15 protein-coding genes, 1 pseudogene and 1 riboswitch are annotated in these 17988 nt (G+C 72.4%); of the genes and pseudogenes, 7 read left to right on the forward strand and 9 right to left on the reverse strand.

The window, feature by feature from the left end; translation table 11 throughout:
• Positions 1-16: 16 nt before the first annotated feature.
• Genes ACFZB3_RS11525 through ACFZB3_RS11535 form a run of 3 tightly spaced genes read right to left on the reverse strand, consistent with a single transcriptional unit; the run spans position 17 to position 4479 of the window.
• Entirely contained in the window at positions 17-1525 is a 1509-nt protein-coding gene (locus ACFZB3_RS11525) for an AMP-binding protein (RefSeq protein WP_391373223.1), read from the reverse strand.
• Complete coding sequence (gene pabB, locus ACFZB3_RS11530) at positions 1522-3861, reverse strand: aminodeoxychorismate synthase component I (protein WP_391373226.1); 2340 nt, start codon at positions 3859-3861, stop codon at positions 1522-1524. The genes ACFZB3_RS11525 and pabB overlap by 4 nt, the downstream gene beginning before the upstream one ends.
• Before the next feature lie 30 nt (positions 3862-3891).
• Positions 3892-4479 (reverse strand): hypothetical protein, encoded by a 588-nt coding sequence (locus tag ACFZB3_RS11535; RefSeq protein WP_391373229.1) that lies wholly within the window; start codon positions 4477-4479, stop codon positions 3892-3894.
• A 296-nt stretch (positions 4480-4775) separates the two neighbouring features.
• Here ACFZB3_RS11535 and ACFZB3_RS11540 point away from each other — a divergent pair, with 296 nt between their 5' ends.
• A complete protein-coding gene (locus ACFZB3_RS11540) occupies positions 4776-5477 on the forward strand; it encodes a DUF3050 domain-containing protein (RefSeq protein ID WP_391373232.1) in 702 nt (233 codons plus the stop codon).
• Positions 5478-5547: 70 nt separating this feature from the next.
• On the opposite strand, the gene ACFZB3_RS11545 is transcribed toward ACFZB3_RS11540, so the two are convergent.
• Positions 5548-6417 (reverse strand): alpha/beta fold hydrolase, encoded by an 870-nt coding sequence (locus tag ACFZB3_RS11545; protein ID WP_391373235.1) that lies wholly within the window; start codon positions 6415-6417, stop codon positions 5548-5550.
• A gap of 145 nt (positions 6418-6562) precedes the next feature.
• On the opposite strand from ACFZB3_RS11545, the gene ACFZB3_RS11550 reads away from it, so the two are divergent.
• Positions 6563-7078 carry a CGNR zinc finger domain-containing protein gene (locus ACFZB3_RS11550; RefSeq protein ID WP_391373238.1) on the forward strand — a complete coding sequence of 172 codons (516 nt, stop codon included), beginning with the start codon at positions 6563-6565 and terminating at the stop codon, positions 7076-7078.
• A gap of 172 nt (positions 7079-7250) precedes the next feature.
• Here the strand turns inward: ACFZB3_RS11550 and ACFZB3_RS11555 are convergent, their stop codons facing one another.
• Positions 7251-8078, reverse strand: coding sequence for a DMT family transporter (locus tag ACFZB3_RS11555; protein ID WP_391374034.1), 828 nt, complete (start codon positions 8076-8078; stop codon positions 7251-7253).
• A 133-nt stretch (positions 8079-8211) separates the two neighbouring features.
• Positions 8212-9150 (reverse strand): annotated as a pseudogene (locus ACFZB3_RS11560) (hydrolase); the annotation flags it as partial.
• Positions 9151-9460: 310 nt separating this feature from the next.
• Here ACFZB3_RS11560 and ACFZB3_RS11565 point away from each other — a divergent pair.
• Positions 9461-9805 carry a hypothetical protein gene (locus tag ACFZB3_RS11565; protein WP_391373240.1) on the forward strand — a complete coding sequence of 115 codons (345 nt, stop codon included), beginning with the start codon at positions 9461-9463 and terminating at the stop codon, positions 9803-9805.
• A gap of 7 nt (positions 9806-9812) precedes the next feature.
• Positions 9813-10997: a glutathionylspermidine synthase family protein gene (locus ACFZB3_RS11570; RefSeq protein WP_391373242.1), complete on the forward strand. Its 1185-nt coding sequence runs from the start codon at positions 9813-9815 to the stop codon at positions 10995-10997.
• A gap of 22 nt (positions 10998-11019) precedes the next feature.
• On the opposite strand, the gene rocD is transcribed toward ACFZB3_RS11570, so the two are convergent.
• The gene (gene rocD, locus ACFZB3_RS11575; protein WP_391373244.1) at positions 11020-12225 is read right to left on the reverse strand and encodes an ornithine--oxo-acid transaminase; all 1206 of its coding nucleotides are present in this window, start codon (positions 12223-12225) and stop codon (positions 11020-11022) included.
• A gap of 104 nt (positions 12226-12329) precedes the next feature.
• A riboswitch (ZMP/ZTP riboswitch) is annotated at positions 12330-12420 on the forward strand.
• A gap of 32 nt (positions 12421-12452) precedes the next feature.
• On the opposite strand from rocD, the gene ACFZB3_RS11580 reads away from it, so the two are divergent.
• From ACFZB3_RS11580 to ACFZB3_RS11590, 3 genes are all read left to right on the forward strand, one after another.
• The gene (locus ACFZB3_RS11580; RefSeq protein WP_391373247.1) at positions 12453-13907 is read left to right on the forward strand and encodes a glycine hydroxymethyltransferase; all 1455 of its coding nucleotides are present in this window, start codon (positions 12453-12455) and stop codon (positions 13905-13907) included.
• Positions 13908-14025: 118 nt separating this feature from the next.
• Entirely contained in the window at positions 14026-15039 is a 1014-nt protein-coding gene (gene trpS, locus ACFZB3_RS11585; protein ID WP_391373249.1) for a tryptophan--tRNA ligase, read from the forward strand.
• Between the two features lie 140 nt (positions 15040-15179).
• The gene (locus ACFZB3_RS11590) at positions 15180-15758 is read left to right on the forward strand and encodes a 2'-5' RNA ligase family protein (RefSeq protein WP_391373252.1); all 579 of its coding nucleotides are present in this window, start codon (positions 15180-15182) and stop codon (positions 15756-15758) included.
• Between the two features lie 8 nt (positions 15759-15766).
• Here the strand turns inward: ACFZB3_RS11590 and ACFZB3_RS11595 are convergent, their stop codons facing one another.
• Positions 15767-16522, reverse strand: a complete 756-nt coding sequence (locus ACFZB3_RS11595; RefSeq protein WP_391373255.1) for a decaprenylphospho-beta-D-erythro-pentofuranosid-2-ulose 2-reductase — start codon at positions 16520-16522, stop codon at positions 15767-15769.
• Positions 16523-16538: 16 nt separating this feature from the next.
• Entirely contained in the window at positions 16539-17930 is a 1392-nt protein-coding gene (locus tag ACFZB3_RS11600) for an FAD-binding protein (protein WP_391373258.1), read from the reverse strand.
• Positions 17931-17988: the final 58 nt, after the last annotated feature.

A 17988-nucleotide genomic window follows, 5' to 3' on the forward strand; every position in this document is an offset into this window, starting at 1 on the left:
GTCCTTTCAGTCATGGTCACCACGCGCCCCGGCGGACCAGATGGCGGCGGAGCTTCCCCGACGACGTGCGGGGCAGGGAGGGCAGCAGGCTGACGCTGCGCGGGACCTTGAAGGCGGCCAGCCGCTGCCGGGCCAGCGCCAGCAGTTCGTCCGGCAGCCCGTCCGGCGCCGGGGTGACGGCGGGGACCACGAAGGCGCGCAGCCGTCCGGCGCCGGTCCCGTCCGGCACGGCCGCCACCGCGACCTCGCGCACCCCGGGATGGGTGCGCAGCACGGCCTCCACCTCCAGCGGGGAGACGGTGATCCCGCCGACCATCTCCATGTCGTCGCTGCGGCCCAGGTGCCGGTAGGCGCCGTCGGGTTCGCGGACCGCCCGGTCGTGGGTGGCCAGCCAGCCGTCCACGAGGGTGCGCGCGGTGTCCTCGGGCCGGTTCAGGTAGCCGGGTGTCACCGTCGGCCCGCGCACCCACAGCTCGCCCTCGTGGCCGTCCGGCACGGGCCGCCCGTCGCGGTCGCGCAGCTCCACCTCGAAGCCGGGGACGGGGCGGCCGACGGTGCCGGGGTGGTTGTGGGCTAGGCCGTTGGCGCAGAAGGCGTGCCCGGCCTCGGTGGAGCCGATCTGTTCGAGGACCGGTGCGCCCAGCAGCTCCGTGACCCGGTCGCCGAGGCCGGCCGGCAGCCCCTCGCCGGCCGACACGGCGGCCCGTACCGAGGTGAAGCAGGCCTGGTGCCCGCTGCCCCGGTCGGCGACGAGCGCCGCGTACGCGGACGGCACCGAGTACAGCAGGGTCACCCGGTGCCGGGTGATCAGCTCGTCCACGGCGGCCGGGTTCGGACGCCGGTCCGCGAGGACGGCGCTGGACCCCGAGAAGAGCGGGAAGACGAAGGCGTTCCCGAAGCCGTACGCGAAGTACAGCCCGGACACCGACAGGGTCACGTCCTCCTCGGTGATCCCGAGCAGCCGCCGCCCGATCAGGTCGTGGTACGCGGCGGGATGGGCGTGGGTGTGCACGACGCCCTTGGGCCGGCCCGTCGTCCCGGACGTGTACTGGACGTACAGCGGGCTGTCCGCGTCCACCGGGTGGGCGGGGGCCGGTGCGGCGGCGGGGGCGAGCGCGAGCAGCTGGTCGGCGCCGAGGCGGACCTGTCTGGCGAAGCGGTCCTCCAGACCGGGGCCGGTCAGGCACAGCACCGCCTCCGTGTCGGAGGCCATGAACGCGTGGTCGGCCGTGGGGAGTTCCGGGTTGACCGGGACGGCCACCGCGCCGAGCCGGGCGAGGGCGAGAAAGGCCACCACCCAGGCGATCGAGTCGGGCAGCGCGAGCACCACCCGGTCGCCGGGGCCGACGCCGTGCCCGGCGAGGACCGTCGCGGTCCGTGCCCCGAGGTCGTGCACCTCGCCGTGGGTCCAGGCACGGTGGCCCTGGTGGAAGGCGGGGCGGTCGTGCCAGCCCTGCCGCTCGGCGAGGCCGGCGAGACGGGACGCGAGGTTCTCGGTCGCCGTGACGGCGGGGGCCTGGGTCATCGGGCGGCCTCCTCGACGGCGTCCGCCGCGGCCGGCGCCGTGTGCTCCCGCAGCGCCCGCATCTGCGCGGCCGTCTTCAGGAGCATCTCGTCGTACTCGGCGGCCGGGTCGGAGTCCAGGACGATCGCCCCGCCCGCGCCCAGCCGCATCCGGCCGCCCGCCATCACGGCCGTGCGGATGACGATGTTCAGGTCCGCGCCGCCGCTGCACCCGAGGTAGCCGAGCGCCCCCGAGTAGACGCCCCGGGCCTCGGTCTCCAGACCGTCGATGATCTCCATCGTGCGCAGCTTCGGCGCGCCGGTCATCGACCCGCCCGGGAAGCAGGCCCGCACGCAGTCCACGGCGTCCGTCCCGGCCCGCAGCCGCCCGGTCACGGTGGAGACCAGCTGGTGCACGGTCGCGTACGACTCGGTGGCCATCAGGCGGGGGACCCGGACGGTTCCGGTACGGCAGACCTTGCCCAGGTCGTTGCGGAGCAGGTCGACGATCATCAGGTTCTCGGCGCGGGTCTTGGCGTCCGCCGCCAGCGCGTCCCGCAGCCGGTCGTCCTCGAAGGGGGTCGCCCCGCGCGGCGCGGTCCCCTTGATGGGTTTCGCCTCGGCCACCCCGTCCCGGGTGATCCGCAGGAACCGCTCCGGGGAGGAACCGGCCACGTCCAGGTCGCCGAAGCGCAGGAAGGCCGCGTACGGCGCCGGGTTGACGCGGCGCAGCTCCCGGTAGAAGGCGTACGGGTCGGGCGGGGCGGGCAGCCGGGCCGCGTCGGTCAGGCAGATCTCGTAGCTGGTGCCGGCCCGCAACTCCCGTTGGCAGGCCTCGATGTCGGCGAGGTAGGCGGCCCGGTCGCGCACCAGCCAGGGCTCGGCGGCCGTCAGGTCCGGCCCCGCGCTGGCGGGCGGGGCCGGCCGGGGCGCGGCCGGGGCCAGGAAGCTGAGCTGGGCCAGCGTGTCCGTCAGCCACTCCTCGGCGGCCCGCGCGGCCTGCGGGGAGTTCTCCGCCAGGCAGACCGCGTAGGTGGCGTCCGCCTCGTGGTCCACGGCGATCAGCCGGTCCGCGAACAGCCAGCAGGCGTCCGGGGTGTCGGCCCGGTGCCGGTTCGGGGAACCGCAGTCGGCCTTGGCCTCGTAGCCGAAGTAGCCGACATAGCCGCCGGTGAAGTCGAAGGGCAGCCCGTCGGCGTCCACCCGGCGGCTGCTCAACTGCCGCTTCAGGTAGTCGAAGACGCTCGCGGACACCTTCCGCGGCGGCCGTCCGGCCCGCTCGACCGCACACCGGCCGGCCGTCACGTCGTACCGCACGAACTCGGCGAGCGGGCCGCTGTCGTCGCCCAGGAAGGAGAAGCGCGCGCGGCCCTCCTCGACGAGCGAGCTGTCCAGCCAGAACGCGCGGGGCGAGGCGGCGAAGAGGCGGGTGAAGGCGGCCTCCGTGTCGACGGCGCCGGCGATCTGGCGGGTGTGCAGGCGGTAGCCGGGCACGTCGCCGGAGCGGGGGCGGGGGACGGCCGTGCGGGACCCGGGCGTGGACCCGGACCCGGGCGTGGACCCCGACCCGGGCGTGGACCCCGGCGTGGACCCGGACCGGGCCTGCGCCGTCCGCGCGGCGTGCCTCGAACGGGAGGCGACGGCCGGGAGGGCGAACCCCGCCGTGCCCGCCGCCTCCGCACCGGCGGTGCCCGCCGCGCCCGCCGCACCCGTCGCGGCCCGCGGCCGGGGGATCGCCGCCTCGGTCGGCGGGACGGCGGTGTTCTTGGTACGCGCTCTGCGGGCCCGGCGGGCGGTCAGGTTGCGGAAGTTCACGAGCATGCGGTGGCCGTACTCGGTGAGCACCGACTCCGGGTGGAACTGCACGCCCCACAACGGCCGTTCGCGGTGCCGCAGCCCCATCAGGACGCCGTCCTCGGCCCAGGCGGTGGCCTCCAGGGCGGCGGGCAGCGGCTCGTGCACCGCGAGGGAGTGGTAGCGGACGGCGGTGAAGCCCTGGGTCAGCCCCTCGAAGAGGTCCCGCCCGTCGTGCCGCACCCGGGTCAGGTGCCCGTGCCGGGGCTGCGGGGCGGGTGCCACCCGGGCCCGCTCCCCGAGCGCGATGCCCTGGTGGCCCAGGCACACCCCGAGCACGGGGACCGTGGCCTCGGCGATCAGCCGGGCGCTGATGCCGAAGTCACGGCCGTCGCCCGGGTGTCCGGGCCCCGGCGACACCACCACGTTGTCGAACTCCGCGAGAGCGGGCGGCGCCGGCTCGTCATTGCGGATCACCACCGGTTCCTCGCCGTTGACCTCGGCGATCAGCTGGAACAGGTTGTAGGTGTACGAGTCGTAATTGTCGATGAGCAGGGTCTTCACCCGCCCACCTCCCTCGGGTCGTTCCCGGGCCTATGCGGCCCGTCGTTTGTGCCGCCCGCGCAGCGCCTGGAGCGGGGGATACAGCCATTTCTTGAAGAAACGCTGAAGTCGCGGCATGAGAATCCACGTGACAAGCGCTGTCACGCAGAGGCAGAGCACCAGAGTGCGAATGAGCGGATTGACGCCGCCGAGATAGGGCAGCACGACGATGTTGAACAGCAGGACCGGCGGAAACACCGCGCTCATGTTGATGAACCACAGTTTCCATTTCGCCGGCGGGGCGGGTGGCGGCGTTGCGGGCGACGGCCCGGTCAGCGAGTCGAACCACTCCTTCGACCCCCGTACGCTACGCCGCCCGGTGGGCCGGGCGATGCCGTCCGCGCGGGTCTCCCACTCGCCGCGGTCTGAGGAGTTCTCCCAGGCCAGCGCCGAGTCCTCGGTGGCGAAGCGATACACGACATGCCATTCCGTCTCCTGGTCGACTAGGACGCCACCGCCGAGGAACCCCGGCCGGCGGGCGCTCGCGCCCAGCATGGCCCACCCCCACGAGTGGAAGTCGGCCTCGCGACCCGGCATCACGTGATAGGCCACGGTGACGGTGACGGGATTACTGGTCACGGTGTCCTTTACGGAACGGACACAACTCGCGTTCAAAGATTCAACGAGTTTTTTGGTTGTCCGGATCGTAACTTTTTATAGCGCTTTCTGTGCGCTTGCTGTGTTCTGCCGCCCGCTACTTCTGGTAACTCCACCGTAATTCTGGAAAGTGCTTGCCCGCCCGGCTGTGAAAGTTGCACGATCGCCGTCCCAGAACGAAGGAGGACGCCATGTCGAGGTACGTCTGGAATTTGACCGAAGAGGGTCGACAGGCAATCGATCAGGCGCGTTCCGTGATCGAACCGGCGCGAAAAGAAGTGACCGCGCACCCGCTTTACCAGCGCATATCCGACCGGGCGCACCTGGCCGCCTTCATGGCCCACCACGTGTTCGCCGTCTGGGACTTCATGTCCCTGCTCAAGTCGCTCCAGCAGGAGCTGACCTGCGTCGACGTCCCCTGGGTGCCGCGCGGTTCCGCGGTGGCCCGCAGGCTCGTCAACGACATCGTGCTGGTCGAGGAGAGCGACGCCCTGAACGGCGGCTTCACCAGCCACTTCGAGCTGTACCGCGCCGCCATGACGGAGGCGGACGCCGACACCGCCCCCGTCGACACCTTCGTCGCCCTCCTCGCCGAGGGCCACGACGTGCCGGCGGCCCTGCGGGTGGCGCAGGTCCCCGCCCCGGCCGCCGAGTTCGTGCGCACCACCTTCGGCATCATCACCGACCGCCCGCTGCACTGCCGGGCCGCCGCCTTCGCCTTCTCCCGCGAGGACCTGATCCCGGACATGTTCGACCAGGTCCTCAGGGAGGAGGGCACCGGCGGTTTCCCGCTCTTCCGGGACTACCTCGCCCGGCACATCGAGGTCGACGGCGAGGAGCACACCCCCATGGCCCTCCAGATGGTCGCCGACCTGTGCGGCACCGACGACGCCCGCTGGCACGAGGCCACCGAGACCGTTCTCGTCGCGCTGGAGGCCAGGTCCCGGCTGTGGGACGGGATCACGGCCGCGATGGGGTGAGCGCGTCGGCGGGGCGCGTCAGCCGGGCGGGTCGGTCGAGCGCGTCGGCCGGCCGTGTCGGCCGGGCGGGTCAGCCGAAGGTGCGGCCGAGGAAGCCGCGGATGTGCTCGGTGATGACGCCGAGGTGGCTCTCCAGGGCGAAGTGGCCGGCGTCGAGGAGGTGGATCTCGGCGTCGGGCAGGTCCTGGCGGAACGCCTCCGCGCCCGCGGGGCCGAAGATCTCGTCGCCCGCGCCCCAGACCGCCAGCAGCGGGACCCGTGAGTCGCGGAAGTACTCGTGCACCTTCGGGTAGAGGTCCACGTTGGTGGGGTAGTCGCGGAAGAGCCGGAGCTGGATCTCGTCGTTGCCCGGCCGGTCGAGGAGCGCCTGGTCGTGGACCCAGTTGTCGGGGCTGACCAGGCTCGGGTCGGCGACCCCGTTGAGGTACTGCCAGCGGGTGCTCTCCAGGGTCAGCGCGCCCCGCATCGGGGCCTCCGTGTCCGGCCCCGGATGGGTGGCGTAGGCGAAGACGCCGTCCCAGAACGGCTTCACGAAGCCCTCTTCGTAGGCGTTGCCGTTCTGGGTGATGATCGCGCCGACCCGGTCCGGCTCCCGGAGGGCGAGCCGCCAGCCGATGGGGGCGCCGTAGTCCTGGACGTACATCGCGAACCGGGCGACGCCCAGGTGCCGGAGCAGGCCCGAGGTGATGTCGGTGAGGGCGTCGAAGGTGTAGGGGAAGTCCGCCGGGGCGGGCATCGCCGACTGGCCGAACCCGATGTGGTCGGGGGCGATCACGCGGTAGCGGTCGGCGAGCGCCGGGACGAGGTTGCGGAACATGTGCGAGCTGGTCGGGAAGCCGTGCAGCAGGACGACCGTGGGTGCCTCCGGGTCGCCGGCCTCCCGGTAGAAGACCTCAAGGCCGTCGACGGTGGCGGTGCGGTGGTGGACTGCGGGTGCCATCTCCCTAACCCTTCTGCCGAACTTGAGTGGTTACCCGGCCAGTCGAGCACGGGCTGTCTAACCTGTCAAGCTGAATGAGGCGGTTAGGTGTACGCGTCGCTCGGGTAACCTGTCCAATGCGTCGATTCGGTTAGGAGGGGTGGCGGTGGCGGACCGGGAACAGCAGGAGGCGCTGCTGCTGGAGCTCCTCAACAGCACACCCGTGGTCAACGGGGTCGCCCAGGACCTGCTGGCGGACCCGGAGGCGGCGCGGTCCTGGCAGCGGGCGCACGGCGGCAGCGGAACCGCGGCCGAACTGCGCGGTCTCGTGGCGGCCCGCGACGCCCTTCAGGAGGTGGTGCGCGGCAGCCGGCCCGCCACCTCGCTGGCCCCGCTCCTGGCGGACGTCACCTCCAGCCCTCGGCTCTCGCCCGCGGGTGTGTCGTGGCAGCTGGACGCCCCCGCGGAGCGCCGGATGGCGGCGGAGGCGGTCATGGCGTGGAGCGGCGTGCAGCAGACGCTGCCCGGCCGGCTGCGGCCGTGCGCCAACCCGGACTGCCGGCTGTTCCTCATCGACCGCAGCAGGACCAACAAGGCCCGCTGGTGCTCGATGGCCGTGTGCGGCAACCGGATGAAGGCGCGACGCCACTACCAGCGCACCCGCGACGCCGTGACCGAATGACGGCGGGCGCCCGCGGGCGGGCGGATGCCAGCGTGCGGATGACGGCGTGCGGACGGCTGCCGGCGGGCGGGCGGAGGCCGGCGGGCGGGCGGATGCCAGCGTGCGGGCGGATGCCAGCGGGCGGAGGCCGGCGTGCGGACGGCTGTCGGCGGGCGGACGCCGCCGGGCGGGCTCACCCCTCCTCGGCCGTGACTGGCGCCTCCCCGAACCGGCCCAGTGCCAGCGCCCCCGCCACGGCCACCGCGAAGCCGAGCACCGCGAGCCAGGCCAGCCCGTCCCGCGTGCGGTCCCCGAGCCACACCACCCCCACCGTCGCCGGGCCGATCGTCTCCCCGATGACCATGCCGGCCGTCGCCGTGGTCACCGAGCCGCGCTGCAGGGCGGAGGTCAGCAGCATGAAGGCGCCGCCGCCCCCGACCAGCAGCGCGTAGGTCGCGGGGTTGGTGAGCAGCCCGGCCGGCCGCAGGGTGTCGATCAGCCGTACCGACACCTCCACCACCCCGAACCCGAACCCGGCCCCGAGGCCGAGGACCAGCGCCCGCCCCCGCCCGGTCAGCCGCCCGCCGGCCAGGCCGAGCAGCAGCACCCCCACCGCGGTCCCGAGCATCACCCACTTCAACGCCGTGGACCCGGCCCGGTCCCCCTCCGGCCCCGACGCCAGCCCCAGCATCGCGAGCCCGGCGCACACCACCGCCACCGCGGCCCACTCCACCCCGCTCAACCGCACCCGCAGCAGCCGCGCCGCGACCACCGCGGTCACCGCGAGCGACGACGCCAGGGCCGCGCTCACCGCGTAGATGGGGAGCGCGCGCAGCGCCAGGATCTGGAACACGAACCCGAGCCCGTCCAGCCCCAGTCCGACGACGTACCGCCACTGCCGCACCGCCCGCAGCAGCAGCGCGGCCTCGCCGCCGGCACCGTCACCGGCCGCCCGCGCGGCCATCGCCTGCAGGACCGTCGCCGTACCGAAGCAGATCGCCGCCGCGAGGGCACACACCATTCCGAAGAGCACAAAGGGACTGTAGGGGAACCGCGGGAGAGGGGAGCGCGCGGTGATCGGGAGGAGAGTAAGAAGCGGGAGGAGCGGGCCCGGGTGCCCCCGGACCCGCTCCTTTCCTGTCCGTGCGGCGTCAGCTGGCGCCGGCCAGCCAGGCGGTGGCGTTGAGGGCGAGGGCGGCGTTGGTGGCGCCGGTGTCGTTCCAGCCGTCGTACAGCGTGTTGCCGGACTGGCCGGTGCCGTCGTCGATCGGGGAGCTGTCGCCCCAGAAGGCGACCCGGCCGCTGCCGAAGGTGCTGGTGGCGAAGAACGCGCCGGTGTTGCCGGAGTAACCGCTGCGGTACACCAGGCCCTTGACGTTGGAGTTGTCGGAGGGCTTGAGGGTCGCCGTCGTCCCGTCGGCGATCAGGCTCTTGGTGACCGTGCCGAAGTCGCCGTTCAGGACGGCGTTGCTGCTGTCGCTGATGGCCTTCGGGTAGCCGGAGCCGATGTCGAGGGAGTCGATGGAGAAGCCGAACGGGTCGGTCGAGTCCACGCTGTTGTTGGTCATCAGGTCGTTGAGGATCTCGACCGCGTCGTAGCCGTCGCTGTTGCGGTCGGCGCCGGTGTGGTCGGAGATCATGAACAGCCCGCCGCCGGCCTTCACGAAGTTCATGATCGCCGTCTTCTCGGCGGTGGTGAACTTGGTGTTGGGCTCGGGCAGCACCAGCGCGTTGAACTTCGACAGGTCGGTCGTCGACGAACCCCCGTACGTGAGGGCGCTCGTCGCGGTCTTCAGGCTGTAGTCGCCGGTCTTCTGCAGGGCGATGCCCCACGACGACAACGCGCCCGTCCAGTCCTTGTCGGAGGACGGGGAGGAGTCCTGGGCGAGCGGGTCGGGCTTGCTGGTGGAGATGATCCAGTCCGCGTTGCCGGCCTCCTCGGCGTGGCCGTCGTCGAACAGGACCTTGTAGGTGGTGGCCGCGTGGGCGGGGGTCGCGGCGCTGGTGGCCTGGACGGCGGCACCGGCGGTGAGCAGGCCGAGCACGGCCAGGGCCGTGGTCAGTTTGCGGCGCGGGATGGCGAAGCCGGGCATCTGTCATTCCTCCATCGGTGGGGGTGCGAGAGGGATGGCGGTGCGGGTGGTGCGTCACGAGTCGTTCTGCGCGCGTAGAGAGAACCGCGGTTCCGGGGGCGGGACCTGGTCTGCGCGCGTAGAGTCCGAAGTTGATCGTTCACCTAGGGACAGCTGGACGGTACCGGCGGGGCGTGGCGCGCCGACAGGGGGCCGGCCACTTCACATGATTTTCTTACCTGTGCATGACAAGTCTGCGCGCTCCGGCGATGGCCGGAAACCGCTCGTCTAAGCTGTCGCCGAACATCGCATCGCACGGGGGAGCACGAACATGGCAGACGCGCGCCGGCAACTGCGCTCGGGCACGGTCGTCCTCGGCGGCATGGGCCTGCTGGCCGCCGCCCTGACCGCCTGCTCCTCCGACCCCGACAAGCGCTGCGTCGACCGCGACAGCTACACCGCGGCCAAGGGCTACCGGGTCGTCTCCGACAAGAACTGCTCCTCCGCCAAGTCCGCGGTCGGCGCGGGCTACTACTACGGCGGCAAGAAGAAGGGCGGCTGGGTCAGCGGCGGCTCCTTCACCAGGCCGCGCGGCGGTTCGGGCGGCTCCTCCGGCGGTGGCCACAGCGTCGAGCGGGGCGGCTTCGGCAGCGGCCACGGCAGCTCCGGCGGCTGACCCCGCCGTGGAACGCCGTACGACCGAACCCCGCCCCGGCTGGCAGCGCACCGTCGAGGAACAGGGGCTGATCTACCCCCTCACCCGGCACCCCGACGGCACCCTGCGCCCGTACGGGGACGAGAGTGCCTACTACGCCTTCACCCTCGACGAGGTGGAGGCGCTGGAGGAGGCCGTCGAGGAACTGCACGCGATGTGCCTGGCGGCGGCGGACCGCATCGTCGCGGAGAAACGCTTCGCCGACCTGGGCATCACCGACCCGCGGGTGGTGGCGGCCGTCACCGAGTCCTGGCACCGCCGCGCCGAACTCCCCTCCCTCTACGGCCGCTTCGACCTCCGCTACGACGGCACGGGCCCGGCGAAACTCCTGGAGTACAACGCCGACACCCCCACCTCCCTGGTGGAGGCCGCCTCGGCGCAGTGGTTCTGGATGGCGGACCGCTTCCCGGGCGCCGACCAGTGGAACAGCCTCCACGAACGCCTGGTCGCCGCCTGGCGGAGACAGGCCCCCCTCCTGCCGCCCGGCGCCCCGCTGCACTTCGCCCACTCGTCCGCCGACGAACTCGGCGAGGACCTGATGACGGTCGCGTACCTCAAGGAGACGGCGGAGCAGGCGGGCCTCGCCACCGACTGGATCCCCATGGAGGAGATCGGCTGGGACACCCTCTCCGGCCGCTTCGTCGACAACCGGCTCCGGTTCATCCGCAGCTGCTTCAAGCTCTACCCGTGGGAGTGGCTCACCACCGACGCCTTCGCCGGCCACGTCCTCGACACCCTGGACAACGGCGGCGGCACCGGCACCACCATGTGGGTGGAGCCCGCCTGGAAGATGCTGCTCAGCAACAAGGCCCTGCTGGCGATCCTGTGGGAGCTGTATCCCGGCCACCCGAACCTCCTCCCGGCCTACGTCGACGGACCGCGCGAACTCGCGACCGGACGCGGGTACGTCAGCAAGCCCCTGCTGGGCCGGGAGGGCGCGGGCGTCCTCGTCCACCCGCCGGGCGCGGAACCCGTCGTCCGCGAAGAGCCCTGCTGCTACCAGGAACTGGCCCCGCTCCCCGACTTCGACGGCAACCACGTGGTGCTGGGCGCCTGGGTGGTGGGAGAGGAGGCGGCGGGCCTGGGCCTCCGCGAGTCACAGGGCCTGGTGACGGACGACTACGCCCGCTTCCTGCCGCACGTGATCCTCTGAACGCCCCGCACCGGTCCGCCCGCTACGCACTCAGCACCTCCCACAACTGCTCCACCCCCCACTCCAGGTCCTCCTCCGCCACCACCAGCGGCGGGGCCACCCGCACCGTCACCCCGTGCGTGTCCTTCACCAGTACCCCCCGCTCCATCAGCCGCTCCGACACCAGCCGTCCCGAGCCCACCGCCGGGTCCACGTCCACCCCGGCCCACAGCCCCCGCCCCCGTACGGCCGTCACCCGCCCGCTTCCGGTCATCTCCGCCAGCCGCCGGTGCAGCAGTTCCCCCAGCTCGGCCGCCCGCTCCTGGAACTCGCCGGTCCGCAGCATCGCGATCACCTCCAGCGCCACCGCGCAGGCCAGCGGGTTGCCCCCGAAGGTCGACCCGTGCTCGCCGGGCCGGAACACCCCGAGCACCTCCGCGTTCGCCACCACCGCGGACACCGGCAGCACCCCGCCGCCCAGCGCCTTCCCGAGGACGTACACATCCGGTACGACCCCCTCGTGCTCGCACGCGAACGTGCGCCCGGTCCGCCCCAGCCCCGACTGGATCTCGTCCGCGACGAACAGCACGTCCCGCTCCCGGGTCAGCTCCCGCACCCCGGTCAGATAGCCCTCCGGCGGCACGATCACCCCGGACTCGCCCTGGACCGGCTCCAGCAGCACCGCGACCGTGTTCTCGGTCACCGCGGCCCGCATCGCGGTCAGGTCGCCGTACGGCACGATCTCGAAGCCCGGGGTGTACGGCCCGTAGTCCGCCCGGGCCTCCGGATCCGTGGAGAAGCTGATCACGGTCGTCGTACGGCCGTGGAAGTTCCCGCCCGCCACCACGATCTTCGCCCTCCCGGCCGGCACGCCCTTGACCCGGTACCCCCACTTCCGGGCGGTCTTCAGCGCCGTCTCCACGGCCTCCACGCCCGTGTTCATCGGCAGCACCGTCTCCATCCCGCACAGCTCGGCCAGCTGGGTGCAGAATGCGGCGAACCGGTCGTGGTGGAACGCCCGCGACGTCAGCGTCACCCGCTCCAGCTGGGCCTTCGCCGCCGCGACCAGGCGCGGATGGCCGTGCCCGAAGTTCAGCGCCGAGTACCCGGCCAGGAAGTCCAGGTACCGGCGCCCCTCGACGTCCGTCATCCAGGCGCCGTCGGCCGTCGCGATCACCACCGGCAGCGGGTCGTAGTTGTGCGCGCTGTGCGCGTCGGCGGCGGCGACGAGGGCTTCCGTAGTGGTCACGGCGACTCCAGAGGGCGCGGCGGGATTGCCCCCTTTCCTACCCTCTGCCCCTGCCCGACTGGTGGACGCCACGGCCCCCGGGCCCGGCGTGCCCGGTAATGTGATCCACGGGCCGTGACTGGCGCGCTGGGATGGGACCGACCATCGGGGAGCGGCCCGCATCGTGACCGAGTGCCGTGCGCCTGGGCCGAACCGTGAATGCCGAACGCCATCTCCGGAGGTCCCGAATGTCCGACCCGTCCGCGCCCCTGTCCACCGAGTCCAAGGCCTACCGCGCCGCCCTCGACGTGATCCGCGCGGTCGAGCCGCGGGTCGCGGACGCCATCGGGCAGGAGGTCGCCGACCAGCGCGAGATGCTCAAGCTGATCGCCTCCGAGAACTACGCCTCCCCGGCCACCCTGCTCGCGATGGGCAACTGGTTCAGCGACAAGTACGCCGAGGGCACCGTCGGCCGCCGCTTCTACGCCGGCTGCCGCAACGTCGACACCGTCGAGGCGCTCGCCGCCGAGCACGCCCGCGAGCTGTTCGGCGCCCGGCACGCCTACGTCCAGCCGCACTCCGGCATCGACGCCAACCTGGTCGCCTTCTGGGCCGTCCTCGCCGACCGCGTCGAGGTCCCCTTCCTCGCGAAGGCCGGCGCCCGCCAGGTCAACGACCTCTCCGAGGCCGACTGGGCCGAGCTGCGGCAGGCCTTCGGCAACCAGCGGATGCTCGGCATGTCCCTGGACGCGGGCGGCCACCTCACCCACGGCTTCCGCCCCAACATCTCCGGCAAGATGTTCGACCAGCGCTCCTACGGCACCGACCCGGCCACCGGCCTGATCGACTACGACGCGCTGCGCGCCCAGGCCCGTGACTTCAAGCCGCTGATCCTCGTCGCCGGCTACTCCGCGTACCCGCGCCTGGTGAACTTCCGGATCATGCGGGAGATCGCCGACGAGGTCGGCGCCACGCTGATGGTCGACATGGCGCACTTCGCCGGTCTGGTCGCCGGCAAGGTCCTGACCGGCGACTTCGACCCGGTCCCGCACGCCCAGATCGTGACCACGACCACCCACAAGTCGCTGCGCGGCCCGCGCGGCGGCATGGTCCTGTGCGACGACTCCCTCAAGGACCAGGTCGACCGCGGCTGCCCGATGGTCCTCGGCGGCCCCCTCCCGCACGTCATGGCCGCCAAGGCCGTCGCCCTCGCCGAGGCCCGGCAGCCGTCCTTCCGGGACTACGCCCAGCGCATCGTCGACAACTCGCGCGCTCTCGCCGAGGGCCTGATGCGCCGGGGTGCCACCCTGGTCACCGGCGGCACCGACAACCACCTCAACCTCATCGACGTCGAGACGTCGTACGGCCTCACCGGCCGCCAGGCCGAGTCCGCCCTGCTCGACTCCGGCATCGTCACCAACCGCAACGCGATCCCCGCCGACCCGAACGGCGCCTGGTACACCTCCGGCATCCGCATCGGCACCCCGGCACTCACCACGCGCGGCCTCGGCACCGCCGAGATGGACGAGGTCGCGGGCCTGATCGACCGCGTCCTGACCGCCACCGAACCGGGCACGACGAAGTCCGGCGCCCCGTCCAAGGCCTCCCACGTCCTCGACGAGAAGGTCTCCACGGAGATCGCCCAGCGCGCGACGGACCTGGTCGCGGGCTTCCCGCTGTACCCGGAGATCGACCTCGGCTGATCGACGTCCTCAGGGGCAGCGCCCCTGAAAGGGGCGCGGGGAACTGCGCGACCAGCCCCTACGGTCCGCGGTTCCCCACGCACCGAATCCACCCGAGCTCTCTGAGAGAATGGTGAGCATGGCCTCAGATCGACCTCGCGTGCTCTCCGGCATCCAGCCCACCGCCGGCTCGTTCCACCTGGGCAACTACCTCGGCGCCGTCCGCCAGTGGGTGGCCCTCCAGGAGACCCACGACGCCTTCTACATGGTCGTCGACCTGCACGCGATCACGGTCCCGCAGGACCCCGCCGACCTGCGCGCCAACACCCGGCTCGCCACCGCCCAGCTGCTCGCGGCCGGCCTGGACCCCGACCGCTGCACCCTCTTCGTGCAGAGCCACGTCCCCGAGCACGCCCAGCTCGCCTGGGTCATGAACTGCCTCACCGGCTTCGGCGAGGCCAGCCGGATGACCCAGTTCAAGGACAAGGCGGCCAAGCAGGGCACCGACCGCGCGAGCGTCGGCCTGTTCACGTACCCCATCCTCCAGGTCGCCGACATCCTGCTCTACCAGGCCAACGAGGTGCCGGTCGGCGAGGACCAGCGCCAGCACGTCGAGCTCACCCGCGACCTCGCCGAGCGCTTCAACGGCCGGTTCGGCGCGACCTTCACGATCCCGAAGCCGTACATCCTCAAGGAGACGGCGAAGATCTACGACCTCCAGGACCCGTCGATCAAGATGAGCAAGTCGGCGTCCACGCCGAAGGGCCTCATCAACCTCCTCGACGACCCGAAGGCGACCGCGAAGAAGGTCAAGAGCGCCGTCACCGACACGGACACGGTGATCCGCTACGACGCCGAGAACAAGCCGGGCGTCTCCAACCTGCTCACCATCCACTCCACCCTCACCGGCAGGTCGGTCGCCGAGCTGGAGCAGGAGTACGAGGGCAAGATGTACGGCGCCCTCAAGACGGACCTCGCCGAGATCATGGTCGACTTCGTCACCCCGTTCCGGGAGCGCACCCAGCAGTACCTGGACGACTCGGAGACCCTCGACTCGATCCTCGCCAAGGGCGCGGAGAAGGCCCGTGCCGTCGCGGCCGAGACCCTGGCCCAGGCCTACGACAGGGTCGGCTTCCTGCCCGCGAAGCACTGAGAAGCACCGAGCGAAGCGAAGCGCTGCACATCACTTCGGCCACGGCTGCCCGGGAGGCGGCCGTGGCCGTACAGTCGATAGCCGGACGCCCGGGTACGAACCCGACATGCGTCCGCCCACCACGACCGACGGGAGATGACGTGGGGACCGTAACGATCGGCGTGTCGATCGCGGTCCCGGAGCCTCACGGCAGCCTGCTCCAGGAGCGGCGCGCGGGCTTCGGCGACGCCGCGGCCCACGCCATCCCCACGCACGTGACCCTGCTGCCGCCGACGGAGGTGGACGCGGGGGCGCTGGCCGCGGTGGAGGCCCACCTGGGCGAGGTCGCCGCGGTGGGCCGGCCGTTTCCGATGCGGCTGTGCGGTACGGGTACGTTCCGGCCGCTGTCGCCGGTGGTGTACGTCCAGGTCGCCCAGGGGGCGGAGGCCTGTTCCTGGCTGCAGCAGCGGGTCCGGGACGCGTCCGGGCCGCTCGACCGCGAGCTGCAGTTCCCGTACCACCCGCATGTGACGGTCGCGCACGGGATCGACGAGGCGGCCATGGACCGGGCGTTCACCGAGCTCGCGGACTTCGAGGCCGCGTGGCCGTGCACGGGGTTCGCGTTGTACGAGCAGGGGGCGGACGGGGTGTGGCGGAAGCTGCGCGAGTACGCGTTCGGGGGGGCCGTTGTTCCGCCTCAGGTGGGGCATGCGGAGCGAGGGTCCATCGCCAGTCGGTAGCCTGCGGGCTAGATCGGCAGCCTTCTGAAGACCGACCGCGGCGCATGCCGCAGTGCCGACATCACCACCCGCAGCGCCCCCGGCACCCACACCACCTCCGAGCGTCTGCGCAGCCCCACCTCGATCGCCGTCGCGACCGCCTCCGGGGTGGTGGCGAGGGGGGCTTCCTCCAGGCCCCGGGTCATCTTCGTCCGGACGAACCCCGGCCGGACGACCATCACGTGCACGCCCGTCCCGTGCAGCGCGTCGCCCAGCCCCTGGGTGAACGCGTCCAGGCCCGCCTTGCTGGAGCCGTAGATGAAGTTGGAGCGGCGGGCGCGTTCCCCGGCGACCGAGGAGAGGACGACCAGGGAGCCGTGGCCCTGGGTCTGCAGGGCCCGTGCGGCGACCAGGCCCGCCGAGACGGCGCCCGTGTAGTTGGTCTGGGCGACGCGCACGGCGTTGACCGGTTCGCGTTCGTCGGTCGCCTGGTCGCCGAGGATGCCGAAGGCGAGCAGGACGAGGTCGATGTCGCCGTTGGCGAAGACCTTGCCGAGGGCCGTCTCGTGGGAGTCGGGGTCGAGTGCGTCGAAGGGGACGGTGTGGACGTCGGGGCCGAGGGCGCGCAGCTGCTCGGCGGCCCGTTCGAGCGCGGGGGAGGGGCGGCCGGCCAGCCAGACCGTGCGGGTGCGGCGGGCGATCAGCCGGCGCGCGGTGGCCAGCGCGATCTCCGACGTACCGCCGAGGACGAGCAGGGACTGGGGCATTCCGAAGGCGTCCTTCACTGCAACTCCTGAGGATTCAGAGACCGAGACGGCGGGACAGGTCGGAGACGAACACCTCGCGGGGGTCCAACTCGGCCCGCAGGGCGCGGAAGTCGGCGAGCCGCGGGTACATCGCGGCGAGCAGGTCGGGACGGAGCCGGGCGTCCTTGGCGAGGTAGACGCGGCCGCCGGCGCACGCGACCTCCTCGTCCAGTTCGTCGAGGAAGGTGCCGAGGCCGGGCAGCCCGGCGGGGATGTCGAGGGCGAGGGTCCAGCCGGGCACGGGGAAGGAGAGCCAGCCGGGGTCGGCCTCGCCGAAGCGCTTGAGGACGGCCAGGAAGGACGGGCAGCGGCGCTCGGAGATCCTGGCCACGATCCGTTGCAGGGCGGCCTCCTGGCCGTGTCCGACGGCGAACTGGTACTGGACGAAGCCGGCCCGGCCGTAGACGCGGTTCCAGTGCGGGACGCCGTCCAGCGGGTGGAAGAACGCGGAGATGCCCTGGAGCTGGCCGACCCGGGCACGGGGTGCCTTGCGGTACCAGAGTTCGTTGAAGAGGCCCACGGTGGCGCGGCCCAGGAGACCGTCGGGGACGAAGGCGGGGGCGGCCGGGAGGGTGCGGGGGCGGAAGGCGAGCGGCGCGCGCCCGGCGCGGGTGGCCTTGCCGAGCGCCTCCCTGGGCGCGTGGTCGCCGCGCGTGAGCACCGCCCGCCCGGTCGCCGCCCCGCGCGCGAGCAGGTCGATCCAGGCGACCGAGTAGCGGTAGCGGTGGTCGGTTCCGGTCAGCCGGGCCATCAGGTCGTCGAGGTCGGTGGCGCGTTCGGTGTCGACGGACATGTACGACGTCTCGACGGGGAGGAGGCGGACGGTCGCCGTGAGGATCACTCCGGTCAGACCCATGCCGCCGGCCGTCGCGTCGAACAGCGGGGTGCCGCGGCTCACCGTACGGACCTGGCCGTCGGCGGTGAGGAGTTCGAAGGACAGCACGTGACGGGAGAACGATCCCGAGACATGGTGGTTCTTGCCGTGGATGTCGGCGCCGATCGCGCCGCCCACCGTCACCTGGCGGGTCCCCGGGGTCACCGGGACGAACCAGCCGAGCGGCAGCAGCACCTCCATCAGGCGGTGCAACGAGACCCCGGCGTCGCACAGCACGGTGCCGCCGTCGGCGTCGATGGCATGGACGCGGTCCAGGCCCGTCATGTCGAGCACGGCACCGCCGGCGTTCTGCGCCGCGTCGCCGTAGGCCCGCCCCAGGCCCCGCGCGATACCGCCGCGCGCCCCGCAGGTGCGGATCGCGTCCGCCGCCTCCTGGTAGGTCCGGGGGCGGATCAGGCGGGCGGCGGTGGGGGCGGTGCGGCCCCAGCCGGTGACGGGGACGGTGGTCTCCGGCGCGGCGGGGCCTGCGGGCCCGTCAGGCGTTCCAGGCATGAGGACGACCGTATCGCTGCCGTATGGGTGTTATGTGAGCTATAGGGGGTTGGTTACG

The organism is Streptomyces sp. NPDC008092 (assembly GCF_042957285.1).
GTDB lineage: Bacteria > Actinomycetota > Actinomycetes > Streptomycetales > Streptomycetaceae > Streptomyces.

What these genes read in the sequence shown, in the direction of transcription:
- trpS (WP_391373249.1), top strand. Translation starts at nt 14,026, where the DNA reads ATGGCCTCAGATCGACCTCGCGTGCTCTCCGGCATCCAGCCCACCGCC.
- ACFZB3_RS11565 (WP_391373240.1), top strand. Translation starts at nt 9,461, where the DNA reads ATGGCAGACGCGCGCCGGCAACTGCGCTCGGGCACGGTCGTCCTCGGC.
- ACFZB3_RS11525 (WP_391373223.1), bottom strand. Translation starts at nt 1,525, where the DNA reads ATGACCCAGGCCCCCGCCGTCACGGCGACCGAGAACCTCGCGTCCCGT.
- ACFZB3_RS11580 (WP_391373247.1), top strand. Translation starts at nt 12,453, where the DNA reads ATGTCCGACCCGTCCGCGCCCCTGTCCACCGAGTCCAAGGCCTACCGC.
- ACFZB3_RS11555 (WP_391374034.1), bottom strand. Translation starts at nt 8,078, where the DNA reads ATGGTGTGTGCCCTCGCGGCGGCGATCTGCTTCGGTACGGCGACGGTC.
- ACFZB3_RS11600 (WP_391373258.1), bottom strand. Translation starts at nt 17,930, where the DNA reads ATGCCTGGAACGCCTGACGGGCCCGCAGGCCCCGCCGCGCCGGAGACC.
- ACFZB3_RS11545 (WP_391373235.1), bottom strand. Translation starts at nt 6,417, where the DNA reads ATGGCACCCGCAGTCCACCACCGCACCGCCACCGTCGACGGCCTTGAG.